Origin of the sequence: Mycobacterium sp. MOTT36Y (assembly GCF_000262165.1) — a bacterium.
GTDB lineage: Bacteria > Actinomycetota > Actinomycetes > Mycobacteriales > Mycobacteriaceae > Mycobacterium > Mycobacterium intracellulare.
The window spans coordinates 2,089,798-2,111,426 of record NC_017904.1; the positions used below are offsets into that span (position 1 = coordinate 2,089,798).

The 21,629-nt window shown below is 67.8% G+C and carries 16 protein-coding genes; 11 read left to right on the forward strand and 5 right to left on the reverse strand.

All coding sequences use genetic code 11. The features are described 5' to 3' along the window. The first annotated feature begins 10 nt into the window (after positions 1–10). Entirely contained in the window at positions 11–550 is a 540-nt protein-coding gene (locus W7S_RS09680; RefSeq protein WP_008255682.1) for a hypothetical protein, read from the forward strand. Between the two features lie 28 nt (positions 551–578). Beyond that, positions 579–875, forward strand: coding sequence for a hypothetical protein (locus W7S_RS09685; RefSeq protein ID WP_008255684.1), 297 nt, complete (start codon positions 579–581; stop codon positions 873–875). 133 nt (positions 876–1,008) lie between these two features. Here the strand turns inward: W7S_RS09685 and W7S_RS09690 are convergent, their stop codons facing one another. Beyond that, a complete protein-coding gene (locus W7S_RS09690) occupies positions 1,009–2,415 on the reverse strand; it encodes an aldehyde dehydrogenase family protein (RefSeq protein ID WP_008255685.1) in 1,407 nt (468 codons plus the stop codon). A gap of 216 nt (positions 2,416–2,631) precedes the next feature. On the opposite strand from W7S_RS09690, the gene W7S_RS09695 reads away from it, so the two are divergent. After that, positions 2,632–3,516, forward strand: coding sequence for a YgcG family protein (locus W7S_RS09695; protein WP_008255687.1), 885 nt, complete (start codon positions 2,632–2,634; stop codon positions 3,514–3,516). On the opposite strand, the gene W7S_RS09700 is transcribed toward W7S_RS09695, so the two are convergent. Genes W7S_RS09700 through W7S_RS09710 form a run of 3 tightly spaced genes read right to left on the reverse strand, consistent with a single transcriptional unit; the run spans position 3,513 to position 13,250 of the window. Next, complete coding sequence (locus tag W7S_RS09700; protein WP_008255693.1) at positions 3,513–5,114, reverse strand: bifunctional aminoglycoside phosphotransferase/ATP-binding protein; 1,602 nt, start codon at positions 5,112–5,114, stop codon at positions 3,513–3,515. The genes W7S_RS09695 and W7S_RS09700 overlap by 4 nt on opposite strands. A 46-nt stretch (positions 5,115–5,160) precedes the next feature. Then, complete coding sequence (locus tag W7S_RS09705; RefSeq protein ID WP_008255695.1) at positions 5,161–5,850, reverse strand: Type 1 glutamine amidotransferase-like domain-containing protein; 690 nt, start codon at positions 5,848–5,850, stop codon at positions 5,161–5,163. After that, on the reverse strand, positions 5,847–13,250 hold the full coding sequence (locus W7S_RS09710; RefSeq protein ID WP_008255697.1) for a BTAD domain-containing putative transcriptional regulator: 7,404 nt from the start codon (positions 13,248–13,250) through the stop codon (positions 5,847–5,849). The genes W7S_RS09705 and W7S_RS09710 overlap by 4 nt, the downstream gene beginning before the upstream one ends. Positions 13,251–13,456: 206 nt before the next feature. On the opposite strand from W7S_RS09710, the gene W7S_RS09715 reads away from it, so the two are divergent. From W7S_RS09715 to W7S_RS09735, 6 genes are all read left to right on the forward strand, one after another. Next, positions 13,457–16,027, forward strand: coding sequence for a SpoIIE family protein phosphatase (locus W7S_RS09715; protein WP_008255701.1), 2,571 nt, complete (start codon positions 13,457–13,459; stop codon positions 16,025–16,027). Further along, entirely contained in the window at positions 16,027–16,344 is a 318-nt protein-coding gene (locus tag W7S_RS09720) for an STAS domain-containing protein (RefSeq protein ID WP_008255707.1), read from the forward strand. The genes W7S_RS09715 and W7S_RS09720 overlap by 1 nt, the downstream gene beginning before the upstream one ends. Before the next feature lie 87 nt (positions 16,345–16,431). Further along, entirely contained in the window at positions 16,432–16,863 is a 432-nt protein-coding gene (locus tag W7S_RS09725) for a nitroreductase/quinone reductase family protein (protein ID WP_008255709.1), read from the forward strand. Positions 16,864–17,146: 283 nt separating this feature from the next. Beyond that, positions 17,147–17,344, forward strand: coding sequence for a hypothetical protein (locus W7S_RS27445; RefSeq protein ID WP_232518761.1), 198 nt, complete (start codon positions 17,147–17,149; stop codon positions 17,342–17,344). A gap of 120 nt (positions 17,345–17,464) precedes the next feature. Next, positions 17,465–18,397 carry a class I SAM-dependent methyltransferase gene (locus W7S_RS09730; RefSeq protein WP_008255710.1) on the forward strand — a complete coding sequence of 311 codons (933 nt, stop codon included), beginning with the start codon at positions 17,465–17,467 and terminating at the stop codon, positions 18,395–18,397. After that, positions 18,394–19,029 carry a class I SAM-dependent methyltransferase gene (locus W7S_RS09735; RefSeq protein WP_014711393.1) on the forward strand — a complete coding sequence of 212 codons (636 nt, stop codon included), beginning with the start codon at positions 18,394–18,396 and terminating at the stop codon, positions 19,027–19,029. Before W7S_RS09730 ends, W7S_RS09735 begins: the two co-directional genes overlap by 4 nt. Before the next feature lie 97 nt (positions 19,030–19,126). Here W7S_RS09735 and W7S_RS27450 read toward each other — a convergent pair whose 3' ends face one another. Then, positions 19,127–19,768: a chitin-binding protein gene (locus tag W7S_RS27450; RefSeq protein ID WP_081490085.1), complete on the reverse strand. Its 642-nt coding sequence runs from the start codon at positions 19,766–19,768 to the stop codon at positions 19,127–19,129. A 203-nt stretch (positions 19,769–19,971) separates the two neighbouring features. Between W7S_RS27450 and W7S_RS09745 the strand changes: the two genes are divergently transcribed. Further along, positions 19,972–20,685 (forward strand): VIT family protein, encoded by a 714-nt coding sequence (locus W7S_RS09745; protein ID WP_008255713.1) that lies wholly within the window; start codon positions 19,972–19,974, stop codon positions 20,683–20,685. 100 nt (positions 20,686–20,785) lie between these two features. Then, complete coding sequence (locus W7S_RS09750) at positions 20,786–21,628, forward strand: thioesterase family protein (RefSeq protein WP_008255716.1); 843 nt, start codon at positions 20,786–20,788, stop codon at positions 21,626–21,628. Position 21,629 lies beyond the last annotated feature (1 nt).

The window sequence follows — 21,629 nt, forward strand, 5'->3', positions numbered from 1 at the left end:
GGGACGCCACATGCTGAGCAGGGTGGCCCTAGCCGTGATCACCGCGTGCATTGCGGTCCTGAGCCTGGCGTGTTCCCGCAACGCCCCCGGCTTGGCCACCGCCACGCCGCCGCCGAAATTCCCCGATCTGAACGCATTTCAAGCGGTCGACGCCGCGCCCTATACCGCCGCGGCCCGCGCCGGCGGCGCAGCCTATTTCGCGACACCCGATGGGCTGCAGTGCATCCTCCCCAACCCACCCAAGCCCGGGGATCACGTCAGCGCCAGCTGCGATGGGCCACTGCCTGGTCTGCCGGACAACGCCCCCGTCGGCAGCGACGGCTGCTCGGTGGTCGCCTCGCCGTCATCGCTTCCGACAGACCTCAACCCGTACAGCTTTCAAAAGGGCACCGGCTGCCCGATCATCACCTCGCCGCTGCTCAACGTCGGCCAAAAGCTCACCAAAGGTGACATCACGTGCGTCGTGGGCGCTGACCGCCTGACCGCCTGCATCGATCCAATCCTTAACCGTGGCTTCGTGCTTCAGTCCGCCGGCTCGTGGACTTTCTAGACGGCCGCGATTCGGTAAGATTGCTTGCGTGAGTCGCCTGCGCGGGTTGACGTTGGCAGCGGTGCTTAGTGCCGCCGCCGTTGTCTTCGCGCCCGGCGCGGGCGCCGACCCCGGGTCGCCCTCGTACAACCAAGGCAAACAGGCCATCGATGAGCAGATTCAGCACTACCACGTGCAGCTGAATGCTGACACCGATTGGAACCAGTACTGCCAGAGGGTCCTTCAGAGCGATCTGAAAAGCGGGAAGATCGCCCAAGTGGACTCGGGCCCTGATTTCATTGCCGGGTGCACCGACGAGGGCCGTGCCCTCGTAGCGTCTCACTGAAAGCCGTTACGCCCGGGGGCTCCTAGGAGCGCCGGGCGTAACGCCACGGCGAAAAATCAGCGCTTCTTTCGCCGTGGCGTTACGAGCGCGGTGCTAAGAAGGCGTTACGCGCGCGGCCGCCCGGGGCCGCGTCTCACAGACCGATGTAGACCGCCTTGGTGTTGAAGTAGGCCTCGATGCCCTTGCGGCCGCGCTCGCCGCCCCACCCGGACTGCTTGTGGCCGCTGATCGGCATCGACGGGTCGGCCGCGAGTGAGGAGTTCACCCAAACCTGGCCCGCGCGAAGCTCATTCACCATGCGGTGGGCGCGGGAGAGGTTCTCGGTCCAGATGGACCCGGCCAGCCCGTAGTGCGTGTCGTTCGCGGCAGCGATTACCTCGTCCTCGTCGTCGAACGGGATCACACAGCCGACCGGCCCGAAGATCTCCTCCTTGATGAGCCGCATGTCGGGCGTGGTGTTGGTGATGATCGTCGCCTCGTAGAAGTAGCCCTTGCGGTCCATCGGCTTGCCGCCGGTGATCACCTGCGCGCCGGCGGCCACGCCGTCGTTGACGATGCCTTCCACCCGTTTGCGCTGCTTGTCGCTGATCAGCGGGCCCAACACCGAGTCGGGATCCTCGCTGCCGCCCATCGGCAGCATCTGGGCGAACTCCGCCAGCCGCTGCACGACGTCGTCGTAGATGCCGCGCTGGACGTAGATGCGCGACGTGCACGAGCAGTTCTGACCCGAACCGGCGAGCAGGCCCATGCCCGCCCCCAGGATCGCCTTGTCGAGGTTGGCGTCGTCGAACATGATCAGCGGCGACTTGCCGCCGAGCTCGAGCGTCAGCCGCTTGAGGTTGCCGGCGGCCGCCTTGACGATCAGCCGCCCGACCTCCGTCGACCCCGTGAAGGAGATCTTGTCGACGTCGGGGTGCGCGGTCAGCGCGGCGCCCGTGGTCTCGCCGTAGCCGGTGATGACGTTCAGGACGCCGTCGGGCAGGCCCGCCTCGCGGAAGATCTCCTCGAGCTTCAAGGCGGTCAGCGGCGTCTCCTCGGCGGGCTTGAGGACCGCGCTGCAGCCGGCCGCGAGGGCGGGCGCGACCTTGAGCATCGCGACGAAAAACGGCCCGTTCCAAGGGATGATGAGGCCGACGACGCCGACCGGCTCGAGCTGGGTGAACGTGTGGTAGGTCTCCCAGGTGCCCAGCAGGCCGTCGGACACCAGATTGGCCGACTCACCGTGGATCTTGCCGACCCAGCCGGCGTAGTACTTCAGCATGTCGACCGACACCGGGATGATGTGCCGCGCGGCCGTCAGGTTCATGCCGTTGTCTTGGCCCTCGAGCGCGGCGAGCTCGTCGGTGCGCTCCTCGATGATGCGCGCGGCGCGGAAGAGGACGTTGGCCCGGTGCGACGCGGGCGCCTTGCGCCACACGCCCGACTCGAAGGTCTCACGCGCGCGGGCCACCGCCGCGTCGACGGCCGCCTGGTCGGAGTCGGGGACCTCGGTGATCAGCTCCTCGGTGGACGGGTTGAAGACCTCAATGGCGTTACTCACGGTTCTCAGTGGCCTTTCGCTCGCGAGAATGCTGTCGTTGCGCGACAGAGGTTACGCGCGTAACCAGTGGGTGTCCAGTGCGTGGGGGAGCCGTGGCGGGCGGGCGTCTCGGGCGGATTCTGCTGGTCGTCGACGTGCGCAAAGCGATTCGCGCCCCGTTGGTCGCGGATGCGGCGCCCTCCTGACCCAACGCGAATGGGCGGCTAAGTTACCTGTATGCGGGTTATTCGCCTGTTCGGTTCCGTCCTGACGATCCTCACCGCGGGCTTGCTGCTGGCAAGCCCCGGCGCCGCGCAGCCGCCGTCGAAGCTCACGGACCACATCACCGACACCACCGGGGTCTTGACCGATCCGGGTCGCGCGACGGTCAGCGCGGCGATCGACCGGCTGTATCGCGATCGCCATATTCAGCTATGGGTGGTCTACGTCGACAACTTCTCCCGGTTCAAGCCCGACAACTGGGCCGACAAAACCCGCGCCGCCAGCGGGCTGGGCGGCCAGGATGCGCTGCTGGCCATAGCCACGAACACCAAGGCGTACTCGTTCACCGTGCCGCCGCAGGTGCAGGGCCCGACCGAGGCCGGACTGAACAGCCTGCGGCGCAACCAAATTGAACCCGTGCTGGGCGCCAAGGACTGGAGCGGAGCGGCGGTCGCCGCGGCCGACGGGTTGGATAAATTGGCGAGTTCGGCCAAGCCGGCGAGCTCGTCGAAGCCGATCTGGCCGCTGGTCGCGATCGGCGTCATCGTCGCCGTGGTTCTGCTGTTGCTGTTCGTGCTCTATCGCGCGCGTCGGCGCCGGCGCGCGCCGGGCGGCGTTGCGGGGCACGGTGAATCGTTGCCGCAGGCGCTGTCCACCGCGGATGCACGGTTGCGCCAAATCTCTGACTACGTGTCCCGGCATCGCGACAGCGTCGGCGCCGACGCCCAGGCCCGGCTCGACGAGGCCCAGCGGCATTTGGCGGCGGCGCGCGGAAAGGAATCCACTAACGACGCCGAAGCGATCGCGCACGCTAACAGGGCATCGACCCTGGCCGCTCAGGCCCAGACGCTGGCTAACGCCGACGTGCTAGGACGGCACGGCGCGCGACGGCGCCGTTAGCGGTAGGAAGCGCGCAGCAGCGCCAGCGCCTGCTCGACGGTCTCCTCGCTGTCGCGCGTCGCATCGACCCGCAGAACGGACGGTTGCTCGTCGGGGGGCGTGAATGCGGCGCGCAGCTCGGGCCACAGCTCGATCCGCGCATCCGAGACCACGCCCTTCTGCGTGGCGCGCCGCTCGAGTCGCGCGATCAGGGTGGCGTCGTCGGCGTCGCACAGCACGACGCGGAGGTCGGCGCCGAGGCGGTGCGCCAGTTGACGCATCTGGGCGCGCTCGCGCGGATTGCCGAACGTCGCGTCGACGGCCACGCCCCGGCCGCGACGCAACCAGCGCGCGGCGTCGCGGCGCAGCGCGGCATAGGTGCTGCGCGTCATCGCGGGATCGTAGAGCCCCGAACCGAATTCGTCGCTGCCGCGCCGGGTGGGTTCGATGCCCGCCATCCGCTTGCGCGCCACGTCCGACGAGAGATGCACCAGCCCGAGTCGGCCGGCGAGCGCGCGCGCCAGCGTGGTCTTGCCGCTCGCCGGCAGACCCATCGTGACCACCATCGGCGGACGGGGCAGCCCACCCGCATGCGCCCACGCCAGGTCGAAGTACGCCCGCGACTCGGCGACGAGCTGAGCGGTTTCACCGCCGGACGCCTGTTCCGTCTGGGCCAGGCGCAGGCTGCGGACCTTGCCGCGAACGTAGGCCCGGTAGCAGGCGTAGAAGTCGAGCAGGTCGAGCAGACCGTCGTCGCCGCTGGCGCGCACGTAGGAATCAACGAACCCCCACGCCAGATCCGCACGCCCGTGGTATTCGAGATCCATTGCCAGAAAGGCGACTTCGGAAGCGAGGTCGGCGCAACGATAGCGCGGCGCGAATTGCAGGCTGTCGAATAGCAGAATTTGGCCGTCGTCGATGCAGATGCTGGCGGCATGCAGGTCGCCATGGCCATCGCGCACGTGTCCGTCGGCCACGCGTCGCTCGAGCGCCGGCGCCCGCGTTCGCAGGAATTCGTCGACGTAGCGTCGGATGTGGTCGTTGACGTCGCATGAGATGGTCCGGCCGACGAACGGAGAAATCTGATCGAAGTTCTCCTGCCAGTTCGCGGCCACGCTGGACGGGCTGCCGTACGCATCGATGTCGGGGCCGGTTTCGGTCCTGCCGTGAAGCTTGGCCAGGGTGCGGCCGATTCGTCGCGCGAGACGAAGGTCGACCTCCCCGCGCGCGAGCTTGGCCGGCAGCATGTCCTCCTCCGGCAGGCGCCGCATCCACACCGCCGGCTCGCCCGACCCGGACTCGCCGCCGATGCGGTAGTGGCCGTCCCGCTCGGTGACTTCGACGACGCCCAAGTACATCTGGGGACTGAACCGCCGATTGAGGCGCAGCTCCTCGTCGCAGTCGGCGCGGCGCCGCTCGATGGAGGTGAAGTCGAGAAACCCGAGGTCCACCGGCTTCTTGAGCTTGTAGGCATAGGGGCCGGCGAGCAGGACCCACGAGCTGTGCGTCTCGTGAAGACGCACGTCGTGGGCCGGCGGGTCGTACGCATCGGGCCGTAGCAAGTCGGCGACGATGCGCGGGTGGCCGTCGGGTCCGGTCGGGTCGAAGGCGTGTGTCATGCTCCCGCCGACGATTACAGGTGGGCTGGGTGGCCGTCAAGGAACGTCAGGTTCCCGTCGGTCGCGATAGTGAGTGCGTGACGGCGGTGCCGTCGTAAGCGACTATGTGCGCGGGATGGCGCAGGGGCTCGATGCTGGTGTCCGCGTGGACGACGACTCCGCCGCCCGTGGGGATGCCGAGCCCGGTCGCTTCTCCGTGCAGCGATTGGATTGTCTGCGTCAGCCGCGCCCACTCGCCGCGTTCGTCGTGCACGTCGATCACCATGGGGACGAGGCCGAACACGTCGAGCAGTTCGGTGCCTGGGAGCTCGAGGATTCCATAGCGTCCGAGCTGGACCGCGCCGGCCGAAATACCCACGAGGACAGTGCCTTTGGCGTAGCGGTTCAGGATCGTCTCCTTCATGCCGGTTTTCTCGAAGGTGTTCCAGCCGAGGCGGACATCGCCGCCTGCGAGGACGATCACCTGGGCGCCTTCGAGGAAGGCGCGGTCGGCCCGGCCGAACGACGAATGGATCATGCGACGGTCGGTGATCCCGACGGCGTCCACGGCCGCCTCGAAGATTTCGTAGAACTCCGGCCGGTCGCCATTGGAGGCCCCGATGTAGGCGGCGCTCAACGGTTTGTCTCGAGCCAATCCGTCGAGCGCCGTTTCCAGTAGCGGGCGGCCGTCGCGCTTCCAGAACAGCAGCTGACTATCCGCTAGCAGGTAGAGCGGTTGGCGTTGTGGCGCTGTCACTTCGGCTGGTCTCTGCAAGTAACCTGATCGAAGTGCGCAAGGGCCACCTCGAGATCTGACCCCTCGAAGACTTCGACGCGGCTAAGCAGGTTTCCCTCGACCACGATCACGTAGGTCAACCGCAATTCCGCGTCAAATCCATCTTGCGAGGTCATTTTCAGCACTTGAGTAGTGACGGTTCCGTCTTCGGTGAGCTGATGCACGGCTTCGATGTAGGCGCTGGTATCCGAAGTGAGGTCCCACAGGGCACCGACGGATGTGGCCAGATCAACCCCCTCGATCGATACGAGCGATCGATGATCGATGTAAACCGGATCCGGCGTCGTCGCGGGAAGCTCGTGACGATTGAATTTGGCGTTAGCCCTTGAAGTCACCGACCAAGTGTGCGCGTACGCGGCCGCTTCGCCGGCGAGGTAGCGCGCATCGAGTTCCTCGAAGGCAGCATCGATATCGTCGGCGTCGAAAAAGACGTGGGCGGCGATCCGCCCGTCGGTGTCAATTTCGGCGATTCCCAGCAGCTCTACCGCAAATCCCTCCCGCCGGGAGTCGGGATTGAACGAGCGGACGCGGGCGAGCGAGAGGCGCTTTCCACGAGTCGCGATCACCGTCAAGGACACCTGCGCAAGGCCCTCGGCCAGTGCTCGCATTTTTGCCATCACGGCATCGCGACCGTCCCAGAAGCCGACATTCACCACTCGACGTCGATCGTCGACGAAACTGTCCGGCGCCAAGATTTCGGCTATCGCCGCCCAATCGTGGGTGCTCGAGCGATCAAAGAGTCGGTGTTCTGCGCGGCTTGCCGCGTTTTCCAGCTTCCGCGTCTGGCCGTGCAGCTCATCGAACCTGGCGAGCGCGGTGTCTAGGTCGGACTCGTCGAAAAGCTCACAGCGGTTGATCCGATCGCCTTCGAAAGTCATGACGTCGATTACCTGCCACTCGGCGTCGAGCCCTTCGGGCGAAGTCCCAGCCGCGACATGAGTGATCACCGCGCCAAGGCTGCTCAGGCGGTGCACGGCGGCAACGTAGAGGTAGGACTGCGGCGAAAGTTCCCACGCGACGGAGAGATATGCCGCCAGATCACCCGTGCCGATCGGCACCAGTCGTCGGTGATCAATGTTTACCCAATCTGATGTCGTCGCAGGGATTTTCCGCTGGTTCAGCGCCACAAAGGCGTCCGTCACCAGCGTCCAGGTGTGGGAGTGGGTGGAGGCCTCCCCCGCGAGGTACCGCGCATCGAGTTCGGCGATGGCCGCGTCGAGTTCGTCCGCGTCGAATACGACGTAACCCGCAACTCGGTTGTTGTCGTTGATCTCGACAACGGCGAACGCCGCAGCGGAATACGCCGTAGAGGCCTTGTCGTGGTTTGTGAAGGCGTTGCGAAAAAGCGCGAGGCGTTCTCCGCGGATAGCGACGGTCGACGCCACGTGAGTGCTCCAGACTTCACTAGTAGCACGCCAATTCGCCAGTTCAGCATCGCGACCACGCCGGACCCCGGCATTCACGACTCGACGACGGTCGTCTGAGAAAACGTCCTCGGCGAGCAATTCTGCCATCGCCTTCCAGTCGCGGACCGCATAGTGCGCTAGAAATTTCTCGGCCACTCGGGCAGCCGCATTCACGAGCTCGGTTGTCGGCCGGCTGAGTTCTTCGAACCTCGCATTCGCGGCGTCGAGGTCGGGCTCGTCGAAGACCTCGACGCGGCGGTAGAGATCGCCGTCGGTTACGCCAACGATGACTGTCCGCCACTCGGCATCAAAGCCCTCCTGCGAAGTGCCGCGCGCGGTATGGGTCATGACCGCTCCCAGCTCATTCAGCCGATGCACCGCTTCGACGTAGACTCTGACGTCTGGCGTGAGGTCCCACAGGGCGGGAAGGTATCCCGTCAGGTCCTCCCGTTCGGTCGTTAAGGCCGCTCGATGGTCCACGAACACCGAATCCGGTGTCATGCCGGGAACTTCGTTTCTGTTGGCGGCGGCATAGCCTCGCGTGATGACCTGCCACGCGCGCGCGTAAGGAGCGGCTTCTCCGGCGAGGTAGCGAGCGTCGAGTTCGGCTATCGCGACGTCAAAGTCGTCGACTTCGAAGAAGACGACTGCGGCGATTCTCTCGTCAGAGTCGATCTCGAGCACTCCGAGTACCTCGGTGAGAAATGTTTCGGGCCCTTGATCGCGCCCCGAGAAGCGGAGACGCATGAGGGCAAGGCGCCTCCCGCGAGTCGCTATGGTCGTCGGCATCACCTTCGTGGTCCACAGGTCGGCAACTGTCCGCATATGCGCGATCTGGGCGTCTCGACCGTGCTGGATTCCAGCGCCTACCACACGACGTCGATCGTCGTTGGAAAAGTCTTCGGAAAGCGTCTCCGCCATAGCGTCCCAGTCGTGAGCCGCGAATTGCGCTAGGTAACGCTCGCCCGCGCGGCTCGCCGCGTTTTCCAACCTTGTTGTAGGCCGCCCGAGCTCCTCGAATCTCGCGAGCGCGGTGTCGAGGTCTCCCTCGCCAAATAGCTCGCAGCGGCTGAGCAGGCCGCCTTCGATCGTGAGAAGGAAGACTTCCCGCCACTCGGCGTCGAAGCCCTCTTGGAAGTTTCCGTTCGTCACGTGGGCGACGACCGCGCCGATGTTGTTTAGCCGATGTACAGCCTCGATGTAGGTGCTGCCGTCTTGTCCGAGATCCCAGGCAGCGCGGACATATGCGATCAGGTCACCAGGCGCGAACGCCGTCCCCCGTCGGTGGTCGATGCTTGCGAAATCCGGTGTCGTGGCGGGGACTTCGCGTCGGTTGAGCGCCGCGTAGGCCTCCGCGATTACCTCCCATGTGTGCGCCTGGGCGGCCGCCTCGCCGGCGAGATATCGAGCATCGAGTTCGCCTATGGCACTGTCGAAGTCGTCCAGGTCGTAGACGACGATCGACGTGATTCGCTCGTCGGCGTCGATCTCGACGAGATTGAAGGCATCGTTTTGAATCGTCTCCGGGTCGCGACCGGACGCACGCACCCGTGTGAGGGCGAGGCGCTCACCCCGGATCGCTACGACGTCGGCCATCCCTATCGTGAACCCGAGGTCGGCGGCCACCTGCAGATCCTCGATCACGGATTCTCGGCTACCTCGGTCCCCGGCATTCACGACCCGTCGATGATCGGCGCCGGATAAGTCTTCGGAGACGGTGGCTGCCAGGGCGTTCCAATCGCGGGCGGCGAAGTACGACCAGAAGCGTTCGTACACGCGGGTTGCCGAGTTCTTCAGACTTCGCAGGTTCGGACCTTCCGCTCCGAACCGAACGGCATCGAGTTCGGCGAGTGCGGCGTCCACGTCTTCGAGGTCGAACCACACTTGCAGGGAGATCTGGCCGTCTTCATCAATGCCATAAAGCAGGAGGAATTCGTCCTGCGGTGCCCCGGGGCCGACGTCCTCCGCGCCTATCACCAATCGGGCGAGCGCTAGACGCTCGCCTCGCACGGCGATAACCGTTTGGGTGAGCCGCATAGGAACTGTCTCCAAAACACGCCTGTTCACACGTGGAAACTCGCCCGGTGGGACGTCGATCTGTCCAAAGCCGACAATCTTGCGGCGGCTCTCGATGAATCCATCTGGCGCGAATAGCCGCTCGAACTCGTCCCAAGCCTCACGATTTATGGCGGCCACCACGTTTTCGCCCGCTCGCACGCATGCGTTGTCTAATTCGGCCCTTGGCGCCTCGGATGGAGGCGGGGTGGGTGCAACGGCAGTCTCGCCGAGGATCACGCGCGCCCTCTCCGCAAGCGCCGCAGCGCCTTTGCGTTCGTACAGCTCGACCGCTTGTTCGGCGGCCTCGCGCGCCGCCACGACGTCGCCGGCGCCCCCCAAAACCGTCGCCAACGTCAGGCAGGCGTCGCCGTGGTCAACCAGCGCGTCTGTGCGTTCCGCCAAAGTGACAGCCGCCTCGGCAACCTGCCTAGCCGCAGCGTGATCACCGCCGCGCGCCAGCAAATGCGCACGCAGGGTGCGCCACGCGATCGATGCCTTCAGCGCGTGCCCGGCGAGACGCTCGCTCTCCGAACACAATTCGTCCGCCTCGTCATCGCGCCCGAGCGCAAGGCATGCGCGGCCCAACAACGCGGCGGTCTCGGCGGTGTCCGCGTCCAGGCCCATGCGACGAAAGCCGTTGCAGGCCTTCCGCAAATGCGGCTCGGCGGCGGCCGGATCGTCGACGATGAGCTCGACGATCCCGGCGAACTGCTCAACTTCCAGCAGCGCATGACGCAAGCCGAGCTCGCTCACCGTGCGCCGGGCCGAGTCGATCATCCGACGGGCCGCCGCGGCGCGGCCGCGAAAGGCCTCCAACACGGCCTGGCATCGTGTCGAGGTGGCTTCGACGGCGGGGGAGTCGGTCGTGATCCGCAGCAGCCGCACCACGTCGAGGCACCGCCCGCCCGCACGGGGCACCGGGTTGGGGCCCCACAGCGCCGCGAGGGGAGCACCCGCCAAAACCGCGTTCACGCGGCGGTGTTCGCGCGCGCGACGCGCCGCGTTCAGCGCGTCGTCGAGGGCGCCCTCGCAGTCGGCGATCCGCCCGAGACGGGCGAGGCACCCAGCGCGGACGGTGTGCGCCGTGGCTTCTCCGGCGGCGTCGTCTTGTTCGGCGAGTTTGGCGGCGGCCGCGGCCAACGCGGCTTCGACCTCGTCCAACCGTTCGGGGTGGATCAGCATCGACAGCTGCCCGTCGAAGCAAGTCGCCCACGCCGCGAGCCGGGCCGAATCGACTGTCGCCGCCCGCAATTGGGAGACCGCACCCGCGGCCGAGGACACATCGCCGGCGGCCAACAAGGCCTCGCAGCGCGCGACCAACAGCTCGGCGGTCTGGTCGTCGCGGTCGGGCAGCTCGTCGTCAAGTTCTTCCAGCGCGTGCAGGGCGCGGTGGTACAGGTCGGCCGCGCCCTCGTAGGCGAGACGTGACATCGCCTGGTCGGCCGCGCGCCGACAATAGAAAACCGCCTTGGCGGCGTTTCCGGCCCAGGCGCATTCGAAATAGTGGTGAGCAAGCTCGGCGAGCAACTCGTCGTCGGCGCCGGGCAGCGTCTCGAGCGTTGCGGCGATGCGCTGGTGTAATCGCATGCGCCGCACCGACGCCAGCTCGGCGAGCAGCGATTGCCGGACAATCGCGTGGTTGAACCGGTAGTTGCCACCGGGTTCTTCGATGACGATGCCCGCCCGGCGCGCTTCGTCGAACTCGTCGACGAGGTCCTCGCCGACCACCTGCTCGACCAGCTCCAGGGCGAACCGGCTGCCGACAACCGCCGCCGTGGCGAGGGCTTTGTTCGTCTCGGTCGGTAGCCGGGAAAGCCTGCGGCTCACCGCTTCTCGTACACCCTGCGGCAGGGTGCTCTGATCCCACACGCCGCCGCTCTCATCGACGTGGCGCAAGGCCTCGATGAGGAAGAAGGGGTTACCGCCGGTGACCGACGCCAGCGCGTGCGCGAGTTCCTCGTCGTCGTAGCCGGCTTCGGCGACGTAGGTGGTCACGTCGTCCTCGTCGAGGCCGCCGAGGTTGAGCCGGTTGGCCGTGCCGTCGCGGTGCAGGTCGGCGAGCATCGCCGCCAAGGGGTGGGAGCGGTCGAGGTCGGTGCTGCGGTAGGTGCCGACGATCTGCACGCGGGCGTGGTCGCCGAAGCGCAGCAGGTGCCGCAGCAGGAGCAGCGTCGGCTTGGCCGCCCAGTGCAGGTCGTCGAGGATCAAGAGCACCGGTGCGCTCGCGGAGGCGATTTCGAGCAGGGCAACGGCGGCATCGAAGAGTGCGTATCGCTCGGTGTCGGGATCCGCGTGCGCCGGGGGAGCGAGGTCGGGCACCACATCGGCCAGCCCGGGCGCGAGCGGCAGCAACGCTTCGACGCCACGCAGTCCCCGCAGCCGCTCAGCGCCCATACACGGCACGAGCGCACGCAGCGCTTCCGCGAACGGTTGATAGGGCGCTCCGAGGTCCTCGTCGCACCGGCCGTACAGCACGACCGCGCCCATTTCATAGGCCCGCTGCGACCACTCACCGGCCAGGCGGGTCTTGCCGACGCCGGGTTCGCCGGCGATCAGCACCGTGCGCACGCCCCCCGTCAGTGCGCCCTGCCACGCCGACAGCAGGCCTTCGAGTTCGCGGCCCCGCCCGACGAACGGCCCGGGGCCGACGAGCACCGCCGGAAGTCCGGGGCGCTCCATCGGGGTTTCGGCCGCCGCCGGCTGCGGACGCTGCTCAGCGGTTTCCAGTCGCAACTCGAAAACGTGCTCGGGCCGTGCGAGATTCCGCAACTGGCGCATCCCCAGGTCGGTGAGCACCACGTCGTCGGCGAGCGAGTCGATGACGAGCTCGGCGGTCGCGCCCGAGCACAGGATCTGGCCACCCTCGGCCAGCGACCGCAGCCGCGCGACCCGGTTGACGGCCCGGCCGAAGTAGTCGCCGTCGCGAAGCTCGACCTCGCCGGTATGCAGCGCCACCCGGACGCGGATGGGTTGCCGCAGCGCCCAGGGTTCATGCGCGATCGCGTCCTGCAACTCGACCGCTGCCGAGGCCGCCGCAGACGGCCGTTCGAAAACCGAGAAGGTGGCATCGCCCTCGCCGCGCGTCTTGATCAGCCGACCGCCACGCGACGTGACCACGTGTTCGATCAGCTCGTCGTGTCGGGCGAGGGCCGCCGCCATGGCCCCGGCCTCCGCCTCCCAGGCGGCCGTCGACCCCTCGATATCGGTGAGAAGGAACGTCACCGCGCGGGTCACCGACGGAACATGTTGTGCCACAGCAATGTCCAGGGAGGAGTCCTGCGCGACGATCAGGGCCTCGAGCCGGCGAAGTTCCGGTCCGGGATCGACGCCGAGCTCGTCGGCAAGCAGCGCCCTCGCGCGTTGGTACGCGCCGAGGGCTTCGCCTTGCCGGCCGGCGCGGTAGAGGGCGAGCATCAGCTGGCCCCACCGCCTTTCGCGCAGCGGAGCATCGGCAATCGCGGCCTCCAGATCGCCGATGACTTCCGCGGCGCGGCCCGTCGCCAGCAACGCGTCGGCTCGATCCTCCACCAGCGCGGCGTGGCCCTCCATCCACCGCGTTTTTTCGGACGTGCCGCGCCGGCCATCGGGAAGTTCGGGGATTCCGCGCCATAGGGCGAGGGCCTCGTCGAACCGGGCCACCGCTTGGCTCGTGTCGCCGGCGGCGGCGGCAGCGCGTCCCAGGCGGGTGGCCGTCTTGTACCGCGAGGCATCGACCTCGCTGTCGGCGAGGACCCAACCCGCGCCCTGTGTCAGGACGAAGCCGTCACCGAGCGTGCGGCGCAGCGCGGAGATGTGGGTCTGCAGGGCTTTGTCGGCGGTGCGCGGCGGATCCTCGCCCCACAGCAACTCGACGAGCGTGTCGGCCGGCACGACGGAACCGTCGTGCAGTCCGAGCATGGTGAGGATGGCGCGAGGTTTCGCGCCCGGGATACCGACGGCCGCTCCGCCTCGCCGGACCTGGAGAGGGCCTAAAACCCCCAGTTCCACCGCTAAAAGGGTACTCACCTTGCCTATCGTCGGCGGGGCAATTCAATACCCGGTCAAGATTCAGTAAAGGCCGCTGCGCCCGCGCGCCGGCAACCCCACGCACTACCTTGGTGCCTATGGACAGCGACCGGAGTGACTCCGCCTTCACCTGGCAGGGCCGGCGCGAACTGGTGGGCCAGATGCACGACCAGCTCGACGAGCTGGTGGCGGCGCGCGACCAGATGGAACAACTGGTGCAGGTCATCGTCGAACTGGGCTCCGATCTGGACCTGGACGTGACGCTGCACCGGGTCCTCAAAGCGGCGATGGAGCTGACCGGCGCCCGCTACGCCGCCCTGGGCATCCGCGCCCCCGACGGCAGCCTCGTGTCCTTCGTGCACGCGGGCATCGACGGCGACGCAGCGCGACGGCTCGGCGACCTCCCGGTCGGCGACGGGCTGCGCGTCGACGATCTGAGCGCCGATCCGCAGACCGCCGGGCTGCCCGCACAGGACCCACCGTTGCGGGCGTTTCTGGGAATCCCGATCACCGTGCGGGCGGCCAACTTCGGCAACCTCTACCTGGCCGACGACCGGCCCGGGCGCGTCTTCACCGACTCGCAAGAGGGTGCCGTACGAGCGATGGCCACGGCGGCCGCCGCCGCCATCGACAACGCACGACTTTTCGAGCGCGAGCGTGAAACGGCGAAATGGACGACGGCCAGTCGTGAGATCACGACCGCGCTGCTGTCCGGCGACCCGCAGACGGGGCCGCTGCAGCTCATCGTGAACCGGGCGCTGGAGTTGGCCGGCGCCGAGCAGGCGATCTTGCTGGTGCCCCGGGAGCCGGACTCGGTCGCCGACGAGGCCGACACGCTGGTGGTGGCCGCAACGGCGGGCCGCTATTCGTCGGAAGTGATCGGTCGGCAGGTCCCGATGGAGGGCTCGACCACGGGCGGTGTGGCGCGACGCGGTCTGCCGCTGATCACCGATTCCTTCCAATACCCGATCGAGGGCTTCACCGATGTCGGTGAACGCCCGGCGATAGTCATCCCGCTCATCGCGGACGGCGCGGTGCTCGGTGTCATCGCCGTCGCGCGCGACCCGCGCCAGCCCCCGTTCGGCAACGACTACCTCGACCTCGTCAGCGACTTCGCCCGGCACGCCGCGATCGCGTTGGCGCTGGCGGCGGGCCGCGAACACGCGCTCAATCAGGAACTGGCCCAAGCCGATACGGTCGAGGAAGCGGTCCACACCGCCGCCGAAGAGCTGCGCCGGCTGTGGCGGGCGCGCCGGGTCCTGGCCGTCACCTTTCCGGCGTACGGCTCGTCTACGGAGACGGCCTTCGGCGCGCCGCAGGTGGTGTCGGTGGGCGAGCCTGCGCAGTGGGCCGACCTGCCGTCCGACACCCAAGGGGCGCTCAGCTCGTTGCGGGACGGCGACTTACTCACCCCGACGACGACGCAGCCGGGGACGGCGGGCATCGCGCTGCAGCACCCCGAGGGCGTGCTCGTCGTCTGGATCGACCTGGCCGAGCAACGCCCGTTCACCCTGGAGGACCAGACCTTGCTCACCGTGCTGGCCGGCCGCCTCGGCCAGGGTCTGCAGCGGGTGCACCAAGTCGACCAGCAGCGCGAAACCGCTCTGGCCCTGCAGCACGCGATCCTCGGCCCGGCCGATCTGCCCAGCGGATTCGCGGTGCGCTATCAGGCCGCCACAAGGCCGTTGCAAGTGGGCGGCGATTGGTACGACATCGTCGACCTCGAGGACGGGCGCATCGCGTTGGTTGTCGGCGACTGCGTCGGCCATGGCCTCGCCGCTGCCGCGGTGATGGGTCAGGTGCGCAGCGCCTGTCGTGCGCTATTGTTCGAAAACCCAAGCCCCGCTGCAGCTCTCGCGGGGTTGGATCGCTTCGCCGCGCGGCTGCCCGGCGCGCAATGCACCACCGCGGTGTGCGCGGTCCTGACCCCCGACACCGGTGAACTGGTCTACTCCAGCGCCGGGCACCCGCCGCCCATCCTGGTGCACGGCGACGGCAGCACCCAATTGCTCGACGACGGCCACACCATTGCTTTGGGAATACGGGGGGACTGGTCGCGCCCGGAGGCCCGCGTGACCATACCGGCGCGCACGACCCTGCTGCTCTACACCGACGGGCTGGTCGAGCGTCGCCGCAGTCCACTGGATCGGGGCATATTTCGCGTCGCAGACGTCGCGCAGGACGCCCGAACGCTGGGACTGGAAGATCTGGCCAACCAGGTCATGACGCGCGTCGCGCCGCCGGGCGGGTACCAGGACGACGTCGTCCTGTTGCTCTACCGTCATCCGGCGCCGTTGGAGCTGAACTTCCCCGCCGATGTCAGCCAGCTCGCGCCCACCCGCAACGCCTTGCGTAAGTGGTTGGCCCGCGTCCGGGTGGGCCCCGAGGAGGCCTTGAACGTGCTGGTTGCCGCCGGGGAAGCGGTCGCCAACGCGATCGAGCACGGCCACCGGCACAGACCGGAGGGCCTCATTCGGCTCGGCGCGGTCGCGGTGGGCGATGAGGTGAAGTTGACGATCACGGACACCGGTTCGTGGAAGGCTCCGCAGCCGGCCTCCCATCATCGTCGCGGCCGGGGCATCCCGCTGATGCGAAGCCTGATGCACGACGTCGACATCCGACCGGCGCACGACGGAACCACCGTTCACCTATCGGCGCGGATCACCTGATGACCACGCCGCTCACGCTCGACACCGCGCGCGGGCGCGACGGGAAACTCGTGCTGGTCGCATCGGGGGAAATCGACCTGACCAATGTCGACGCCTTCACCCTGGCCCTGTCCACCGCCGCCACCGGCAGCGACGGGGCGGTGCTTGTCGATCTCAGCGCCGTGGAGTACCTCGACAGCGCCGCCATCAATGCCCTGGCCGCCCACGCCGACCGCATTGAGCTGGTTGCGCACCCGATCCTGATGCCCGTCCTTAAGGTCAGCGGCCTGACCGAGCTCACCGCCATCGTCCCCGCGCCGCCGACCGAGAAGCGCTAACACTTTCTCGGTGTTGAATATCCTTGCGGCGCAACATATAACCTGTTATGACTGGCCCATGTGCCTCCTGCGTGCCACGATGGCGCAATGGGTGAGGACGCGCTGAGCTCGGAACGGGACTTCAACGAGCACAACATCGAAGAGTTTCGCCGCAATGGTGGCAAGGTCGGCGGACAGTTCGAGGGCTTCCCGCTGTTGTTGCTGACGTCAGAGGGTGCGCGCAGCGGCGCCCAACGCGTCAACCCGGTCGCCTACTTCGACATCGACGGCAAAATCTATATCGTCGGCTCGGCGGCCGGCCGGGACAACCATCCCGCGTGGGTGCACAACATTCGCGCCGTCCCCGAATTGACCGTCGAGATCGGCTCCGACGCTCCCAAGTCGGTGACCGCGCGCGAATTGCCGCGCGAGGAAAGGGATTTGATCTATCCCGTGATCGTCGAGCGCGCTCCCGGCTTCGGCGAATACCAGCAACGCACCGATCGCGTCATCCCGGTCTTCGAATTGATGACCGACTGAAGGCGCGAGCCGCCAACAACATTCAGGTCCGCCGATTCGGCACGCTAACGCGTCGATTGCCGCACAATGATGTGCGCGGGTCCGGCCTGATGCGACGGCCAACGCCGCGCGCCCTGCCCCAAGGACAAAGTGAGGTCGGCGATGAGACGGTATCTGCGGCGCTCCCTGATCGGCGTGTTCGCCCTCGCGCTGGCGGGGTTGCCGGTGACGGTGCTCGGGACGTCCGCGATCGCCCGCGCCGACGGTGAATGCGCCCCGGGCTGGGGCTGGAGCGTCGAGCTGAATGAGTGCGTGTTCTTGCTTCCGGCCGCAAATGGCCCGGGAGGCCCCGGGGGGCCCGGTGGACCGGGCGGGCCCGGCGGTCCTGGTGGGCCCGGAGGCCCCGGTGGGCCCGGTGGACCGGGTGGGCCAGGTGGACCGGGTGGGCCCGGTGGACCCGGGGCGCCCGGCCACCCAGGAGCGCACTAAAAGGCCCGCTTAGCTGCGGCAACGCCCGCCTGGAATCGGCGACATCGCCGGATGGTCGGCGCGCGGGAACTCCACCCGCCCGCCGGTCGTTATACTGGCTAAGTAATCCGATTCCGAGGGGGACAACAGCCGCATGCCACGCACAGACAACGACACCTGGGACCTCGCGACCAGTGTGGGCGCGACCGCCACGATGGTGGCGGCCGCCCGGGCGATCGCGACCAACGCCGACAAGCCGCTGATCGAGGACCGATTCGCCGAGCCCCTGGTCCGTGCCGTCGGTGTGGACTTCTTCACGCGCTGGGTCTCCGGCGACCTGGTCGCCGCCGATGTCGACGACCACGAATCCGGCTGGAAGCTCGAACACATGCCCGCCGCGATGGCCGCCCGCACCCGCTTCTTCGACTCGTTCTTTCAGGCCGCGACGCAGGCCGGGATCCGGCAGGCGGTGATTTTGGCGTCCGGCCTGGACGCACGCGCCTACCGGTTGGCCTGGCCGGCCGACATGACGGTGTTCGAGATCGATCAGCCGCAGGTGATCGAATTCAAGGCCGCCACGCTGGCAGAGTTGGGCGCCGCCCCGCAGGCCGAGCTGCGCACGGTCCCCGTCGATCTGCGCAACGATTGGCCAAAAGCATTGGCGGACGCGGGCTTCGACAAGAGCCGGCCCACGGCATGGATCGCGGAAGGGCTCTTCGGTTATCTGCCGCCCGAGGCGCAGGACCGCCTCCTGGACAACATCACCGCACTCAGCGCCGACGGCAGCCGGCTGGCGTGCGAAGCTATTCCGGACATGTCCGAGGTAGACACCGAGAAAGCTCAGGAGATGATGCGCAGGGCCACCGCGAAATGGCGTGAGCACGGCTTCGACCTGGAATTCGGCGATCTCGGCTACCAGGGCGAGCGCAGCGACGTCGCCGCGTACCTCGACAACCTGGGCTGGCGCTCGGTCGGCGTCCAGATGAGTCAGCTGCTGGCGGACTTCGGCCTGGACTCGATCCCGCAGACCAACGACTCGGTCTCGGTGGCCGACACCGTCTACTTCAGCTCGGTGCTGGCCAAGTGACCGCACCGCAGCGTCGCGGGCTCAACGAAGCCGTCACCCGGATGTGGACCTTCCTCGCGCCGGCCTACGACCTGCCGTTCCTGCAACAGTGGGTATACCGGCCGCCGCACAACGAGGTGATCGCGCAGCTGCGCAACCACGGGGCGCGAAAGATCGCTGATATCGCCTGCGGCACAGGGATTCTCAGTGACCGGATCCAGCGTGAACTGAATCCCGACGAGATCTATGGCGTCGACATGTCCGACGGCATGCTCAACCAGGCCCGGGCCAAATCGGATCGGGTGCAGTGGTTGCGCGGCCCGGCCGAACAGCTTCCCTTCGACGACGGTGCGCTCGACGCGGTCGTGACGACCTCGGCGTTCCACTTCTTCGATCAGCCCGCGGCGCTGCGCGAATTCCATCGCGTGCTCGCGCCCGGCGGACTGGTGGCCGTGTCGGCCCTGAGCACGCGGCAACCGCGGCTGCAGTCTTCCGCGCAGAACCGGTGGAAGCCGCAACACAACACGTCGGCGCCCGAGATGCGGGCGCTGTTCGAAGACGCCGGGTTCGTGATCAGCGATCAGCACCGGATCCCGCGGCCGGTCTGGACCCGCCTCGTGTCCGACCTGTTGACCGTCGGCACCAAACGCTGAAACTCGCGTCGAACCGCGGAAAGCATTCGCCGCCAACGCATTAAACGACGATGCCCGCCTCGCCGATCGGCGAGGCGGGCATTGCGTTCAGCGATCTTTACAGCGGAATCCAGACCCCGAAGAAGTCGAATCCCCACTGGTTGAAACGAGGGTTCCAGTACGGCGTTTCCTGGTAGCCCCAGTAGTCGATCGGGCCGTAAACCCAGTGACCGCCGGGCGGGGGGAGCGGTCGGTCCCACGCCGGCCGCGGCGGCGCGCCCGCACCCCACGGACCGGGCCCGTCGCCCCACGGGGCGCCATGAAAGTAGCCGCGCTGGTCATCGCCGTGCCACGGGCCACCCGGGCCACCGGGTCCGCCCGGACCACCGGGTCCACCCGGGTGACCGGGACCGGGGCCGCCGGGACCACCCGGCCCACCAGGCCCGCCGGGGTGATCGGGACCGGGGCCACCGGGTCCACCCGGCCCGCCAGGCCCACCGGGATGACTGGGTCCACCCGGACCCCCGGGCGGACCACCAGGACCACCGGGACCGCCAGGACCGCCAGGACCACCGGGTCCGCCGGGATCATTGGGCCCGGTGGGGGCGTGGAAGCCCCCGGGCTGCGGTGCGCCATGACCACCGGGACCGGGCGGCGGACCGCCCGGCGCGGCGTTGGCAAACCCGGCGCCCATTCCCAGGGCCGCAGCGCTCAGCGCGCCGGCCACGGTCACCCCTCCGACAAGCTGCTTCAACTTCATGATGCTTCACCTATCCACTAGGGACTTCTTCAACTAGGGATGTGCTCGGAACCTCCCCCTGACACAACCCAGACGCTAGATAGCTTCCCTATGGACTAGCTGTGTCTGGCCCATGCAATGCTTGGGCGGGCCATCGAAACGCACCGGTTTGGCAAGGCTAGGTTGGCTAGTCGGCCAGGGTTTTCCTCTATATCGTTGCCGCCGTGTCGACTACGTCACATCCGGCCGAACCGCATGTCGGATCGGTGTCCTCGAAGCTGAATTGGCTGCGGGCGGGCGTGCTGGGCGCCAACGACGGGATCGTCTCCACCGCGGGCATCGTCGTCGGGGTTGCGGCGGCAACGACCCTGCGAGCGCCGATCTTGACCGCCGGAAGCGCCGCGCTGGTCGCCGGAGCGGTGTCGATGGCGCTCGGCGAATACGTATCCGTCAGCACCCAACGCGACACGGAAAGGGCGTTGCTGCGCCAGGAGCGTCGCGAATTGCGCGACGATCCGGCCGCCGAACTGGACGAGCTCGCCGAACTCTATGAAGCGAAAGGCCTGACGGCCGCCACTGCGCGCACCGTGGCAGAGGAACTCACCGATCAGAATCCGTTGCTGGCCCATGCCGAGGTCGAACTCGGCATCAATCCCGAGGAGCTGACGAATCCGTGGCAGGCGGCATCGTCGTCGGCCCTGTCCTTCGCGATCGGCGCCCTGCTGCCGTTGATCGCCATTCTGGCCCCGCCGACCACGTGGCGGATCCCCGTCACCATGGTGGCGGTGCTGATGGCGCTGGTGGTCACCGGAGCGGTCTCGGCCGGCCTGGGCGGGGCGCCGAAGCTTCGCGCGGTGCTGCGCAACGCCATCGGGGGCAGCCTCGCACTGACGGTCACCTACGTGATCGGTCACCTGGTGGGCGCCGCCATCGACTGACCGGCACGGTGCGCATCCAGCGACTGGAAGCGTAACTGTAACATTCACGGTTGCGGATCTCAGCAGGGTTCCGCGATCCCCTCACACGAAGGGTCATGCAGTGGCCGAGCCCAATTTCGTTCCGGATGAAGCCCAATGGGCGGAACCGGCGCCGTATTTCGTGCGCGACGAAAAGCATTTCGTACCAACACAAATCGCGCGCGGCGGCTGGGGCCCATCGCTCAGCGGCCACGTCGTCGGCGGACTCTTGGCGTGGGCGGTCGAGCGGGCCGCGCCGGACGCGCACCTGCAACCGGCCCGGCTCACCGTCGACCTGCCCCGGCCGACCGCGCTCAAACCGCTCGAGGTGCACACCGAGGTGCGCCAGGACCGGCGGCGTTTGCGGCTGGTCGAGGCCGTCATCATCCAGGACGGCGCCCCCGTGGCACAGGCCAGCGCGCTGTTCGTGCGGCGCGGTCCCCAGCCCGACGGACACATCTGGTCACCGCCGGTACAGATGCCGCCGATGCCGCTGGGTGAGACTTCCCCGACGCTTTTCATGCGCACCTACGGCTGGGGCTCGGAGGTGCAGAACCCCGAGCCGGATTGGCCCCAGACCGACGGCCCGAAATACACCTGGTTGCACGAGAACCGCCCGTTGATCGACGACGAACCGCTGTCCGCCTTCACCCGCGCCGCGATGGCGGGCGACATCACGGCCTCGATCGCCAACTGGGGCACCAACTCCCTGGAATTCATCAACGTCGACTACACGCTGACGCTGACCCGGCTGCCCGAGGGACCGCAGATCGGGCTGGCCTCCCTCACGCACCACAGCCACGACGGGGTGGCCAGCGGCTCCGCGGTACTCGTCGACGAGAAGGGCCCGATCGGCACCGGTGTGTCGGTCGCCGTCGCGCACTCGGGATTTCGCCCGCCCCCCACCGACCCGACGGTGCGCTGAC